Here is a 12536-nt window from a genome sequence, read left to right as displayed (position 1 = left end):
CATGGCTCTCGCCAGGGCACGGCGCGCCGATCGCCGCATCGACTACTGGCCGGGCTTCGTCGATGCGCTGTCGACGCTGCTCCTGGCGATCATGTTCCTGCTCACCGTCTTCGTGCTGGCGCAGTTCCTGCTCGGCCGCGAAATCTCCGGCAAGGACACTGTGCTCAGCCGCCTCAACTCGCAGATCAACGAATTGACCCAGCTCCTGGCGCTGGAGCGCTCGTCGACGCAGGACAAGGAGGATTCGCTCGCCAATCTGCAGGCCTCGCTGTCGGCGTCGGAGGCGGAAAAGAGCCGGCTCCAGCAATTGCTCGCGCAAGGCGCCGGCGCCGGCGATGCGGCCAACCAGCGTGCCACGGCCCTTTCCGGCGAACTCGACAGCCAGCGCCAGATCAGCCAGCAGGCGCTGAGCCAGGTCGAGATCCTCAATCAGCAGATCGCAGCACTTCGCAAGCAGATCGGCGCGCTCGAAGACGCGCTCAACGTGTCCGAGACGCGCGACCGCGACTCCAACACCAAGATCGCCGATCTCGGCCGCCGCCTCAACGTGGCACTTGCGCAGCGCGTCCAGGAGCTGAACCGCTACCGCTCCGACTTCTTCGGCCGCTTGCGTGAAATCCTCGCCGACCGCGAGAACATCCGCATCGTCGGCGACCGTTTCGTCTTCCAGTCGGAAGTGCTGTTTCCCACCGGCTCCGAGGTGATCAACGATGCCGGCAAGGTCGAGATGAAGAAGCTCGCCGATGCCATCATCGAACTGCAGAAGGAGATCCCGCCGGAGATCAACTGGGTGCTGCGCGTCGACGGCCACACCGACAACAAGCCGCTGTCCGGCACCGGCCGCTACCGCGACAATTGGGAGCTTTCGACGGCGCGCTCGACCTCGGTGGTGAAGTTCCTGATTGAGAACGGCGTGCCGGCCAACCGGCTGGTCGCCGCCGGCTTCGGCGAGTTCCAGCCGCTCGACCCCGCCGACACCGACGAGGCCCGCAATAAGAACCGCCGCATTGAACTGAAGCTCACCGAACGGTGATCGCGCATCACGCGAATTTGTTCGCCGGTTCAACGCTAGGGCGCAGATATCAGGCCGGCAAGGCCTGAAAAGATTATCTTTTTTTAATTACACTTCGCCGCCGGTCGCTTCTAGTTTTCGCTGCGGAGGCCGAGAACCGCCGGCGATGACTCCCATCATCGCGACGCGACGGAACCGGACGGCCTGTGACCGGAAGTGGGCGCAGCAATCGCCCCTTCCACAGTAAAGAGGAGGACGCAGCCATGCGCTCTTTTGCTCCCAAGACAATCAGGACTGCAACGATCGCCGCCTTTCTCGTGGCGGTTCCTTTGGCCGGCGCCTATGCCGCCGGACATCACAAGGGTGCTCTCGACGCAACGGACCCGACGGACATGGTCGGCCCGCGCGTGACCGGCCTGATCGATCAGGTGAAGGGCGTCGACGAAGGCATCGCCGACGCAAGGCAGGCGAACACGATTACGCCGGCCGAGGCGCAGCAACTGCACATGCGCGCCGCTCATATCAGCCAGGCGGCAGCAAGAACGGCCGCCGCCGCCGGATACCGGCTGCGCAGTATCATGATTTGCTGCGCCGGCTCGACAATGTCGACCAGGCCCTCCGGATCGACACCGGCGCCGTCTTCCTGATGGGCGACGGCGCCGACGGCGGCCACTATCCGAACGGCTGATCATCGGAACAAGAGGAAGGGACGACCTGGCGCCCAAGGGAACTCATCCCCAAGGGCGCCTTTTTACCAGCCAAGCCAGAGCACGATCAGGGCAAGCACGGACGGCACGGTCTGGATGAACAGGATCTTCCTGCTGGCGGTCGCCGCGCCATAGAGGCCTGCTATGGCGACGCAAAGCAGGAAGAACACCTTGATCTGGAAGCCAGCCGCCCCGAGCGTAAGGCCCCAGATCAGGCCGGCGGCGAGAAAGCCGTTGTAGAGCCCCTGGTTGGCTGCGAGCACCTTGGACGCCTTGGCAAAGTCAGGTGTCAGGCCGAACGCCTTGTGGCCGCGCGGCGTATCCCACAGCACCATCTCCAGATAGACGATGTAGCAGTGGATCAGCGCCACCAGCCCGACCAGAATGTTGCCGATCATTTTGCCCTTCCGTTTGCCGTCTTTTCGGCCAGCCAGCATTGATCACGCACGGGCGTCGCTGCGCAAGGTGCCTCGAGCGCGGCTCTCGCTAGGCTCAGGGTTGCCAACCCCGGCATGTTGGTATCTTTTCCCGCCAGCCAATCGAAGCTGACGGAATCCACAATGTCCTTTCAGAAACTTGACGACCTCGGCCACAAGCTCGAAGCGCTGGAGCATGCGCTTGCCATCCTCGGCGCCGACGAGGCGACGCATATGGCGGTCGGCGGCGGCGAGAAGCGCGCCGAGGCAATGTCGGCGCTTGCCGGCATGCTTCACGCCCGGGCGACCGCGCCCGAAATATCAGACTGGATCGCCGCTGCGGAACAAGAGGTGCTGAACGAGGAACAGCAGGCGGCGGTCGGGGAGTTGCGCCGGCAATACACCAACCTGACCTGCCTGCCGGTCGAGTTCGTCGAGCGCCAGACGACGGCGCGCATGCGCTCCGAACAGCTCTGGCGTGATCTGCGCGCCAAGAACGACTGGGCAGGCTTCCTGCCGTCGCTGGAAGGCGTAGTCGCCCTGGTACGAGAGGAAGCGGCATTGCGCGCCGACGTGCTTGGCCTCGACCCTTACGACGCATTGATGGAACAGTACGATCCCGGCAACCGCGCCGCCGACATCACACCCGTGTTCGCCGAACTGAAGACCTTTCTCAAGGGTTTCGTGCCGGAAGCGCTGGCCGTGCAAGAGGCGCGGCTGGCCGAGCGCCCGCTGAAGCCGCTCTCCGGCAGCTATGCGATCGACAGGCAGCGCGAGCTTGGCCTCGCCATGATGGCGGCCGTCGGTTTCGACCTGACGCACGGCTCGCTGTCGGTGTCGCATCACCCTTTCTGCGGCGGTGTGCCGAGCGACGTGCGCATCACCACCCGCTACAAGACGACCGATTTCCTGTCGGCGCTGATGGGTGTGCTGCACGAGACCGGCCACGCGCTCTATGAGCAGAACCTGCCCACGGCCTGGTCGCATTGGCCGCTCGGCAAGGCGCGCGGCATGGCGGTGCATGAAAGCCAGAGCCTGTTCGTCGAAAAGCAGATCGGACGCAATCCGGCCTTCTGGCGCTGGGCGCTGCCGGTGGTCGAAAAGCATCTCGGCGAGGCCTGGCCGCTCGACGACATCCTGCCGCATGTACACCGGGTCGAGCGCGGCCTGATCCGCGTCGATGCCGACGAGGTCACCTACCCGCTGCACGTCATCCTGCGCTATGAACTGGAGCAGGAACTGGTTTCGGGCCGGCTGGACCTGGCCGACCTGCCGGAGGCCTGGGACGCCAAGATGCGCGACTATCTCAGCCTGTCGACCATCGACAACCCCGCCGACGGCCCGATGCAGGACGTGCATTGGCCAGGTGCGGCGTTCGGCTATTTCCCGTCCTACACGCTGGGCGCCATGATGGCGGCGCAGCAATGGGCGGCGCTGACGCGTGACCATCCTCTAACCGACAGTGACCTCGCCAAGGGCGACTTCAGCGCCATCAACGATTGGCGCCGTGAAAAAATATGGTCGCAAGGGTCGCGCTGGTCGACGCCGGATCTGCTCGAACGCGCCACCGGCGAAGAACTCAACGCAACGCATTTCACCGAGCATCTGAAGAAGCGCTACGGCACCGCCTGACAGCAGGGCCGTGCCGGGTGCGCCGGCTACTCGGCCGCGCCCTTGAAGGCGCTGGCGCCGGTCTCGAATTGCAGTTTGGCCAGCCGCGCATAGATGCCGCCCTTGGCGACGAGGCTCTGGTGGGTGCCTTCCTCGACGATGCGGCCGGCCTCCATGACCAGGATGCGGTCGGCCTTCAGCACCGTCGCCAGCCGGTGGGCGATGACCAAAGTGGTGCGGTCCTGCATCAGCCGCTCCAGCGCCGTCTGCACCAGCGTCTCGCTTTCGGCGTCGAGCGCCGACGTGGCCTCGTCGAGCAGCAGGATCGGCGCGTCGCGCAGGATGGCGCGGGCAATCGCCACGCGCTGGCGCTGGCCGCCGGAAAGCGTCACGCCGCGTTCGCCGACCTGGCTGTCATAGCCTTTATCGAGCTTCAAGATGAACTCGTCGGCGAGGGCCGCCTTGGCCGCCGCCTCGATCTCTGCGGTGCTGGCGCCGGGCCGGCCAAAGCCGATATTGTCGCGCGCGCTGGCCGCGAAGATGGTGACGTCCTGCGGCACGATCGCAATGCGCTCCCTGACATCAGCGGGATCGGCCTCGCGCAAGTCGACCCCGTCGATGACGATACGGCCGGTCTCGGGATCGTAGAAGCGCAGGATCAGCGAAAACACCGTGCTCTTGCCGGCGCCCGAGGGACCAACGATCGCCACCGTCTCGCCGGGCTTGATCTGAAAACTCAGGCCGTGGACGGCGGCGCGGTCGGGCCTTGCCGGATAGGAGAAGGACACGTCGTCGAAGCTGATCGCGCCTCTCGCCTTCGCCGGCAGCGGCGCCGGATTGGCCGGCGACTGGATGGCAGGTTTCTCGGCCAGGATCTCGGTCAACCGCTCCGCCGCGCCCGCCGCCTGGGAAAGCTCGCCCCAGACCTCCGACAGCGCGCCGAGCGCGCCGGCGGCAAACACCGAATAAAGCAGGAACTGGCCGAGCGTGCCCGGCGACAGCGTGCCTGCAAGCACGTCGCGCGAGCCGAACCAGAGCACCGCCACGACCGAGGAAAAGATCATGAAGATGGCGAAGAAGGTGAGGAAGGAGCGGGCAAAGATCGAGGCCCGCGCCGCCTCGAAGGCGGCTTCCACGGCGGCCGAGAACCGCCCGGTGACCAGTTTTTCGTTGGTGAAGGCCTGCAGCGTGCGCACCGCACCGATCTGCTCGCTGGCATAGGCGGTGGCGTCGGCCAGCGTGTCCTGCGCCTGACGCGATTTCCGCCGCACCGAGCGCCCGAAGGCGACCAGCGGCAGCACGATCACAGGAATCGCGGCAATCACCAGGCCTGACAGTTTCGGGCTGGTGACGACCATCATCGCCACCGCGCCAAGGCCGAGGATGACGTTGCGCAGCGCCACCGAGGCGGTGGCGCCGACCGCTGATTTCACCTGCGTGGTGTCGGCGGCGAGCCGCGACACGATCTCGCCCGACTGTGCGGTGTCGAAGAAGGCCGGCGACAGCGTCGTGACATGGGCAAACACATCGCTGCGGATGTCGGCGACAACGCGCTCGCCGAGCGTGATGACGAAATAGTAGCGGCTGGCCGAGGCCGCCGCCAGCAATGCGGCCATCACCACCAGCATGGCGAAATATTCGGCGATGAAGCTGGAATCGGACGCGGAAAAGCCGTGGTCGATCATGCGCCGCACGGCGAGCGGCAAGGCAAGCGTCGTCGCAGCGGCGACGATCAGCGAGATGATCGCACCGATGACCAGCTTGCGGTAGCGGGTGATGTAGGGAAAAAGGCGCCCCAGCGGCCCGAGCGAGCGCCGGCGCCCGTCTTCCTCGCCGCTGATATCCGCCATGACCGTTTCCTCTGGCCGCTTCCAGGTGGGCGTCTTCAATATGCGCCTGCCGCGGCCTTGTGATTCAATTCCGGCTGATGTATAGGCTCGCCGACCGTTTTAGAAGCCGTGGCTCCTCAATAGCTGCGGCTTCGAATTTTAAAAAGGGGCGCATCGACGCAGGCCATGGGCCCGTCGGCAGCGCCGGCAAGCCAGGAACAGAACCATGAAGACCGACATCCATCCCGACTACCACACGATCAAGGTCGTCATGACCGACGGCACCGAATACATGACCCGTTCGACCTGGGGCAAGGAAGGCGATACGATGAACCTCGATATCGACCCGACCACCCACCCGGCCTGGACCGGCGGCCAGCAGACCCTGCTCGACCGCGGCGGTCGCCTGTCGAAGTTCAAGAAGCGTTTCGAAGGCTTCGGCATCTAAGCCGCAACAGCCTTTCACGGATAAAGAACCCGCCTTCGAGGCGGGTTTTTTGTTGATTGGGCCCTGCCACTTCTCAGCCGCTAGCGCGCGGCCTACTCGGCAAGCAATTCCCGCAGCGCCATGCGCTTGTAGGCTGCCACCAGCCTGTCGCCTTCCTCTCGATCGACAGAGATCGCCAGCCGCATCGCGGCCTCGCCCATCTGCCAGACGAAAAACGCCGTCGTCTCCAGCGCCACCGGATCAGCACCGGGCTTGAGCCGCCTCAGCACCGCGATGAGGAATTCGGCATTGGCGCGGCTGTCCGCCAGCTCGAGCTCGCGCAGCGCCTTGTCGGCCTGCGTGCCCGACCAGATGTCGCGCATGACCGGCTCGGCCAGGAACAGCCGGTAGTAGATGTCCACCAGCTCCGAAAACGCCTGCCGCAGGCCTTCGGCATCGCCGATGTCCTTCAGCGCGGCCGCGATGCAGGCCTGGCTTTCGGCGGTGTAGCGCTCGGCCAGCGCCCAGACGATCGCCCGCTTGTCCGGGAAGAACTGGTAGAGCGAGCCGATCGACACGCCTGCCCTTTCCGCCACCTCGCCCATGCGCATGGCGTCGCTGCCCTGCTCGGCGATCAGCACCGAGGCGGCGGCCAGCATCCGCTCGACCCGCTCGCGGCTGCGCTGCTGGCTGGGCGCCCGGCGCGGCGATGCGACCTGCCCATCCTGTTGAGGCGACGCGATCCTGCCTTCCATGGCTCTCTCCGGAAACATTCTTCGACAAACTGGCTTGACTCGCAAAATACGAGGGTTTATCACGTTTTGCAAATGTGAGGATTTCTCATGTTTGTGAAAGAGGAAACCGAGATGACTGACACCACAGCGAAACATCCGACCTTGATCCTCGGCGGCACCGGCAAGATCGGCCGCCGCATCGCCGAGCGGCTGACGGCGCGCGGCCTTCCGGTGCGCATCGGCTCACGTTCCGGCGCCCCATCCTTCGACTGGGAAGACGACGCGACCTGGGCCCCGGCAATGCGGGGCGTGGGCGCCGTCTACATCAGCTACTACCCCGATCTTTCCGTGCCGAGTGCCGCTGAAGCGGTCGGCGCTTTCGCCAATCTTGCGGTGCAAAACGGCATCACGCGGCTGGTGCTGCTGTCGGGGCGGGGCGAAACGGAGGCCCAGCGCGCCGAGGAGATGCTGAAGGCTTCGGGCGCCGACTGGACGATCCTGCGCTGTGCCTGGTTTGCCCAGAACTTCAGTGAGAGCTTTCTGCTTGACCCCTTGCTCGAGGGCGAGGTTGCGTTGCCGGTCGGCGATGTCGGAGAACCCTTTGTCGATGCAGACGACATCGCCGAGGCCGCCGTGACGGCGCTTACCCAGCAAGGGCATGTCGGCCAGCTTTATGAACTGACCGGACCGCGGCTGCTGAGTTTCGCCGACGCGATCGCCGAGATCGGCAAGGCGGCCGGCCGCGACATCCGCTTCAAGCAGATTTCGCATGCCGAGTTCGCCGCCGCAATCGCCGCGCACGAACTGCCGGCCGAGTTTGCCTGGCTGCTCAACGAGCTGTTCACCGAGGTGCTCGACGGCCGCAACGAGGCGCTGACCGACGGTGTCCAGCGTGTTCTCGGCCGTGCGCCAAAAGACTTTTCCGCCTATACAACCGAAACCGCCGCTTCCGGCATCTGGAGCAACTGACATGATCGCGAAGCTTCTTCCCGCCCTCATCTTCATCGCCGCGCTCGGCTCGGGCATCGTCGGCGGCGTGTTCTTCGCCTTTTCCAATTTCATCATGGCGGGACTTGCCCGGCTGCCCGCCCCAGGCGGCATCGCCGCGATGAATTCGATCAACGTCACCGTCATCACGCCGCTGTTCATGACCGCGCTTTTCGGCACCGGGCTGGTCTGCCTGGTGCTCATTGCCGGCGCGATCATCGGCTGGGGCCAGCCGGGCTCTTTCTGGCTGCTCACCGGCGCGCTGCTCTATCTCGTTGGCAGCCCGATCGTGACCATGGTCTTCAACGTGCCGCTCAACGACGCGCTCGCCGCCGTCGATCCGGCAAGCAGCAACGGTGCCGCCGTGTGGACGAACTATCTGAGCAAGTGGGTGATGTGGAACCACGTCCGCACCATCACCGCCATCGTTGCGATGGCCTGCTTCATTTTCGCATTGATCTGAAAGCGACCGCCCAAAGGCAAAAAAAGACCTCGCCTCAGGCCGTGTCTTTTTGCGTGTCTTTTGACGTATGCCCCTTGCGGTCGGCATGGCCGAGATCGCGGTCCGGGTCGATGACGTCGCGGACCAGCTGCTTGAGCTTGGCCGCATCCGGAAAGCCGCCATCGCGCTTGCGGTCCCAGATGAGCGTGTCGTTGCAGGAGATGGTGAAGATGCCGCCGGTGCCCGGTACCAGAGTCACCTCCCCGAGATCCGTGCCAAAGGTGGAAAGCAGTTCCTGCGCCATCCAGCCGCCGCGCAACAGCCACTGGCACTGCGTGCAATAGGTGATGCGGATGGTGGGCAGCGGCTTTTCGGTCATGCCGCGCTGAGCTTGGCCATGGTCTCGTCGTCGACCTCGAAATTGGCGTAGACGCTCTGCACGTCGTCGTCGTCCTCGAGCGTGGCGACCAGCTTCATCAGCGACTGCGCGCGCTCCTCGTCGACCGGGATATTGTTCTGCGGCTGCCAGATCGGCTTCACCGATTCGGCTTCGCCGAGCGCGCCTTCCAGAGCCTTGGAGACTTCGCCGAGATTTTCGAAGGCGCAATAGATGGTGTGGCCTTCCTCGTCCGACTGCACGTCGTCGGCGCCGGCCTCGATCGCCGCATCCATGACCTTTTCGGCGCTGCCGACTGACGCCGGATAATAGATTTCGCCGACCCGATCCCACATGAACGACACCGAGCCGGTTTCGCCCATCGCCCCGCCGGCCTTGGTAAAGGCCGCGCGCACGTTCGAGGCCGAACGGTTGCGGTTGTCGGTCAGCGCCTCGACGATCAGCGCCACGCCGCCCGGCCCGTAGCCTTCGTAGCGCACGGCTTCGTAGTTTTCGGCATCGCCCATCGACGCCTTGTTGATGGCGCGCTGGATGTTGTCCTTCGGCATCGACACCGCCTTGGCATTCTGCACGGCAAGGCGCAGGCGCGGGTTCATCGACGGGTCCGGCGTCCCGGTCTTGGCGGCGACGGTGATTTCGCGCGCCAGCTTGGAAAACATTTTCGACCGCACCGCATCCTGGCGGCCCTTGCGGTGCATGATGTTCTTGAACTGTGAATGGCCAGCCATGGCACCCCTGTCGTCTTCGGCTAGAGCATTTGCGGCCGGGCGGTTTCACCCGACGTTTGCGAAAATGCTCGAATTCAAATTTTCAGAACGTCCCTAGTATGCCCGGTTGGACATACGGCGCTCTCTGTCGGAATGGCCGGCTTATAAATAAATCGGCTCAATTCGTCCAGCCGCGCCGTTGGCGACCAGTACGGGATCAGCCCGACGGGTCTGGCCCGCGGCCGTTCACGCCTCGAGATCGGACTTCAGCCGGTCGATGATGCTGATCGCGTGGCCGGCATACTGGCTGATCCAGCGGTCGTGGATCTGCTTGATCGGCAGCGCGTTGAGATGGTTCCAGCGCTCGCGCCCGTCGCGCCGCGCCACGATCAGCTCGGCCTCCTCCAGCACCTTGAGGTGCAGCATGACGGTACAGCGGTCCATGTCGGGAAAGGCCTCGCACAGCATGCCGGTGGTGCGCGGCGCGTCCTTCATCTGGTCAAGCAATTCGCGCCGGCGTGGATGCGCCAGCGCCTTGAAAACATTGTCGTCTTGCGATCGGCTTGACATGTTATATTCCTATAACATATTGTTGGGCAGATCAAGGAAGGAGCTGTGGATATGTCCCTTGGATTCAAGATCTCCGGACGCATCGGCAAACCGGTCGCCGAAGTCTTCGACGCGGTCGTCAATCCGAACAAGCTCAGCGGCTACTTCACCACCATAGGCGGCGCCAGCGCACCGCTGGTGGCGGGCACTACCGTAACATGGTGGAAGACGGTGCCCGTCGAAGTCGACGAGGTCGCGAAAGACAGCCGCATCGTGCTGCGTTGGGACGCCACCGACGCCGACGGCAAGTCGGCCTACAAGACGCGCATCGAAATGAATTTCGAGCCGCTGGACGATGGCGGCACCTTCGTCACCATCGCAGAGGCCGGCTGGCGTGAAGGAGAGGTCGGATTGAAAAAATCCTACCTCAATTGCGAGGGCTGGTCGCAGATGCTGGCCTGCATGAAGGCCTATGTCGAATACGGCATAAACCTGCGCGATGGCTATTACCGCAGTGAGATGAAGGGCGAACCCGCCAACGAGACCAATATCTGAGCGACCGTGGATGGAGACGGAGACCTGCTATGAAGAAGGTGACGCCATTCCTGATGTTCGAGGGCAAGGCCGAGGAAGCGACGACCTTCTACTGCGAGACCATTCCCGACAGCAGTGTCCTTGACGTCACCCGTTACGGCCCCGGCGAAGATGGCCCGGAAGGAACGCTCAAGCTGGCGCGTGTGTCCATCGGCGGCCTGGACGTGATGGTTTTCAACAGCCCGGTGCACCATGCCTTCACCTTCACGCCGTCGGCCTCGCTCTACGTGGACTGTTCCTCCGAGCAGGAGCTGAACCGCATTGTCGAGGCAATGGCGAAGGACGGCGCGTTCCTGATGGCGCCCGACAATTATGGCTTCAGCCGCCGTTTCGCATGGCTCAACGACAGGTTCGGAGTCTCCTGGCAGATCAATCTGGCGTAGCGAGCGCTGGGCCGAGCCGACAAGCAGCAGCTGAACATGACAACGGAGCCAGCAATGACCGCGAAGATCACCGGCGGCGTCAACATCGCCATGAAGGTACCGCCGCATCAATATGAGGCGACGATCGCCTTCTACCGCGATGTCGTCGGCCTGAAGCCGTTCACCGCCAAGGCGCCGGCAATCGGCTTCGAGCTCGGCCCCAACCGCCTGTGGATCGATGAAGCGCCGATGATGAGCCAGGCCGAAATCTGGCTGGAGCTGTTTACGGACGATTTCCCGGTCGCCGCGGATCATTTCGCCAAGACCGGCGTTGTGCGCTGCGACGCGATCGAACTCCTGGGCGAAGGTTTTCGCGGCTTCTGGATCGCCAATCCGGCCAGCATCATCCACATGGTGCGCGAACCGGACGCCTGGTGAGGGCCAAAGCCTGAAAGGAGACCGCCATGGAAATCCGCGAAGCACCAACCGCCGAAACCGCCATGCTGATCAGGCGGCCCGTTGCCGAGGTGTTTGAAGCGATCGTCGACCCGGCGATCACCACGAAATTCTGGTTCACCCATGGTAGCGGCCGGCTGGACGCAGGCAAGCCGGTTCAGTGGGAATGGCGCATGTACGGCGTCTCGACGGCAGTCGATGTCAGCGAGATCGTCAAGGACAAGAAGATCGTCATGCAGTGGAGCGACCCGCCGACCACGGTGGTCTGGACCTTCACCGAGATACCGGGCAACGCGACCTTTCTCGATATCCGCAATTTCGGCTTCGCCGGCAGCGGTGACGAACAGGTCAAGCAGGCGATCGATTCGACCGGCGGCTTCTCGCTCGTGCTGGCCGGCGCCAAGGCGTGGCTGGAACAGGGCCTGACGCTTGGCCTAATCGGCGATCGCCATCCGAAGGGTGTGCCGGCGAGCTAAGAGCCGGCCAGCCTCAGTGCCCGCCGCCGGACCTTGCCTTCCGCCGCCGCCGCGCCAGCATGTTGAGGCCTTCGACCAGCGCCGAGAACCCCATAGCGGCGTAGATGTAGCCCTTCGGCACATGGTAACCCATGCCGTCGGCGATCAGCGTCATGCCGATCATCAAGAGGAAGCCCAGCGCCAGCATGACGATCGTCGGGTTCTTGGCGATGAAGTTGGCGAGCGGCGCGGCGGCCAGCATCATCACGGTGACCGCCACGATCACGGCGATGTACATGATGGCGATCTCGTCGGTCATGCCGACGGCGGTGATGATCGAATCGATCGAGAAGACGAGGTCGAGCAGCAGGATCTGGAAGATGGCGCCGGCGAGCGAAAGCTGCAGCGTCTCTCCCATCATCGAATCCTGATGATCGTCGAGATCGACCGTATGGTGGATTTCTTTGGTCGCTTTCCAGACAAGGAACAGGCCACCGGCGATCAGGATCAGGTCGCGCCAGGAGAAGCCATGACCGAAGGCGGTGAACACCGGCGTCGTCAGCTGGACGATGATCGAGATGGTGGCAAGCAGCACCAGCCGCATGATCAGCGCCGCCGAGATGCCCAGCTTCCGGGCGCGGGCCCGCTGCGCTTCCGGCAATTTGTTGGTCAGGATCGAGATGAAGATCAGATTATCGATGCCGAGCACGACCTCCAGCACCACCAGCGTCAACAGCGCGACCCAGGCGGTCGGGTCGGAGACAAAGGCAAAATGCGGTGCCAGGAATTCGATGAGCTGCATGGAGGTCGTCCCCTCTACGATCTGAAGCAGGTGTCGCCGGCAATTAGGT

At 64.0% G+C, this 12536-nt stretch carries 16 protein-coding genes and 1 pseudogene; 10 read left to right on the top strand and 7 right to left on the bottom strand.

Features of this window, described 5'->3' with window-relative positions; all coding sequences use genetic code 11:
- Position 1: 1 nt before the first annotated feature.
- Together ACFX5Q_RS27160 and ACFX5Q_RS27155 are read left to right on the top strand one after the other, a co-directional pair.
- On the top strand, positions 2 to 1033 hold the full coding sequence (locus ACFX5Q_RS27160; RefSeq protein ID WP_404282948.1) for a peptidoglycan -binding protein: 1032 nt from the start codon (positions 2 to 4) through the stop codon (positions 1031 to 1033).
- Between the two features lie 242 nt (positions 1034 to 1275).
- Positions 1276 to 1700 (top strand): annotated as a pseudogene (locus ACFX5Q_RS27155) (hypothetical protein).
- Positions 1701 to 1763: 63 nt separating this feature from the next.
- On the opposite strand, the gene ACFX5Q_RS27150 reads toward ACFX5Q_RS27155, so the two are convergent.
- The gene (locus ACFX5Q_RS27150) at positions 1764 to 2117 is read right to left on the bottom strand and encodes a DUF1304 domain-containing protein (protein ID WP_404282946.1); all 354 of its coding nucleotides are present in this window, start codon (positions 2115 to 2117) and stop codon (positions 1764 to 1766) included.
- A gap of 162 nt (positions 2118 to 2279) precedes the next feature.
- Between ACFX5Q_RS27150 and ACFX5Q_RS27145 the strand changes: the two genes are divergently transcribed.
- Positions 2280 to 3767 carry a carboxypeptidase M32 gene (locus ACFX5Q_RS27145; RefSeq protein WP_404282944.1) on the top strand — a complete coding sequence of 496 codons (1488 nt, stop codon included), beginning with the start codon at positions 2280 to 2282 and terminating at the stop codon, positions 3765 to 3767.
- A 26-nt stretch (positions 3768 to 3793) separates the two neighbouring features.
- Here ACFX5Q_RS27145 and ACFX5Q_RS27140 read toward each other — a convergent pair whose 3' ends face one another.
- The gene (locus ACFX5Q_RS27140) at positions 3794 to 5596 is read right to left on the bottom strand and encodes an ABC transporter transmembrane domain-containing protein (protein ID WP_404282942.1); all 1803 of its coding nucleotides are present in this window, start codon (positions 5594 to 5596) and stop codon (positions 3794 to 3796) included.
- A gap of 205 nt (positions 5597 to 5801) precedes the next feature.
- Here ACFX5Q_RS27140 and rpmE point away from each other — a divergent pair, with 205 nt between their 5' ends.
- The gene (gene rpmE, locus ACFX5Q_RS27135) at positions 5802 to 6023 is read left to right on the top strand and encodes a 50S ribosomal protein L31 (protein ID WP_006200144.1); all 222 of its coding nucleotides are present in this window, start codon (positions 5802 to 5804) and stop codon (positions 6021 to 6023) included.
- Positions 6024 to 6115: 92 nt separating this feature from the next.
- Here rpmE and ACFX5Q_RS27130 read toward each other — a convergent pair whose 3' ends face one another.
- Positions 6116 to 6757 carry a TetR/AcrR family transcriptional regulator gene (locus ACFX5Q_RS27130; protein WP_404282940.1) on the bottom strand — a complete coding sequence of 214 codons (642 nt, stop codon included), beginning with the start codon at positions 6755 to 6757 and terminating at the stop codon, positions 6116 to 6118.
- Between the two features lie 111 nt (positions 6758 to 6868).
- On the opposite strand from ACFX5Q_RS27130, the gene ACFX5Q_RS27125 reads away from it, so the two are divergent.
- The gene (locus tag ACFX5Q_RS27125) at positions 6869 to 7705 is read left to right on the top strand and encodes an NAD(P)H-binding protein (RefSeq protein ID WP_404282939.1); all 837 of its coding nucleotides are present in this window, start codon (positions 6869 to 6871) and stop codon (positions 7703 to 7705) included.
- 1 nt (position 7706) lies between these two features.
- Positions 7707 to 8186 carry a DUF1772 domain-containing protein gene (locus ACFX5Q_RS27120; protein ID WP_404282937.1) on the top strand — a complete coding sequence of 160 codons (480 nt, stop codon included), beginning with the start codon at positions 7707 to 7709 and terminating at the stop codon, positions 8184 to 8186.
- Between the two features lie 34 nt (positions 8187 to 8220).
- On the opposite strand, the gene ACFX5Q_RS27115 is transcribed toward ACFX5Q_RS27120, so the two are convergent.
- From ACFX5Q_RS27115 to ACFX5Q_RS27105, 3 genes are all read right to left on the bottom strand, one after another.
- Entirely contained in the window at positions 8221 to 8544 is a 324-nt protein-coding gene (locus ACFX5Q_RS27115) for a SelT/SelW/SelH family protein (protein WP_404282935.1), read from the bottom strand.
- Positions 8541 to 9290 carry a YebC/PmpR family DNA-binding transcriptional regulator gene (locus ACFX5Q_RS27110; protein WP_192182036.1) on the bottom strand — a complete coding sequence of 250 codons (750 nt, stop codon included), beginning with the start codon at positions 9288 to 9290 and terminating at the stop codon, positions 8541 to 8543. The genes ACFX5Q_RS27115 and ACFX5Q_RS27110 overlap by 4 nt, the downstream gene beginning before the upstream one ends.
- Positions 9291 to 9515: 225 nt before the next feature.
- The gene (locus ACFX5Q_RS27105) at positions 9516 to 9839 is read right to left on the bottom strand and encodes a helix-turn-helix transcriptional regulator (protein ID WP_192182035.1); all 324 of its coding nucleotides are present in this window, start codon (positions 9837 to 9839) and stop codon (positions 9516 to 9518) included.
- 51 nt (positions 9840 to 9890) lie between these two features.
- Between ACFX5Q_RS27105 and ACFX5Q_RS27100 the strand changes: the two genes are divergently transcribed.
- From ACFX5Q_RS27100 to ACFX5Q_RS27085, 4 genes are read left to right on the top strand one after another with little or no spacing between them, the layout of a single operon-like run.
- Entirely contained in the window at positions 9891 to 10373 is a 483-nt protein-coding gene (locus tag ACFX5Q_RS27100) for an SRPBCC domain-containing protein (RefSeq protein ID WP_404282932.1), read from the top strand.
- Between the two features lie 29 nt (positions 10374 to 10402).
- Complete coding sequence (locus ACFX5Q_RS27095; RefSeq protein WP_404282930.1) at positions 10403 to 10795, top strand: VOC family protein; 393 nt, start codon at positions 10403 to 10405, stop codon at positions 10793 to 10795.
- 54 nt (positions 10796 to 10849) lie between these two features.
- On the top strand, positions 10850 to 11212 hold the full coding sequence (locus ACFX5Q_RS27090) for a hypothetical protein (RefSeq protein WP_404282928.1): 363 nt from the start codon (positions 10850 to 10852) through the stop codon (positions 11210 to 11212).
- A 26-nt stretch (positions 11213 to 11238) separates the two neighbouring features.
- Complete coding sequence (locus ACFX5Q_RS27085; protein ID WP_404282927.1) at positions 11239 to 11706, top strand: SRPBCC family protein; 468 nt, start codon at positions 11239 to 11241, stop codon at positions 11704 to 11706.
- A gap of 13 nt (positions 11707 to 11719) precedes the next feature.
- On the opposite strand, the gene ACFX5Q_RS27080 is transcribed toward ACFX5Q_RS27085, so the two are convergent.
- A complete protein-coding gene (locus tag ACFX5Q_RS27080; protein ID WP_404282925.1) occupies positions 11720 to 12487 on the bottom strand; it encodes a TerC family protein in 768 nt (255 codons plus the stop codon).
- Between the last annotated feature and the right edge of the window lie 49 nt (positions 12488 to 12536).

It is taken from the genome of Mesorhizobium sp. IMUNJ 23033, from assembly GCF_044778005.1.
Classification (GTDB): domain Bacteria; phylum Pseudomonadota; class Alphaproteobacteria; order Rhizobiales; family Rhizobiaceae; genus Mesorhizobium; species Mesorhizobium amorphae_A.
This window is presented reverse-complemented; position numbering and strand designations above follow the sequence as displayed.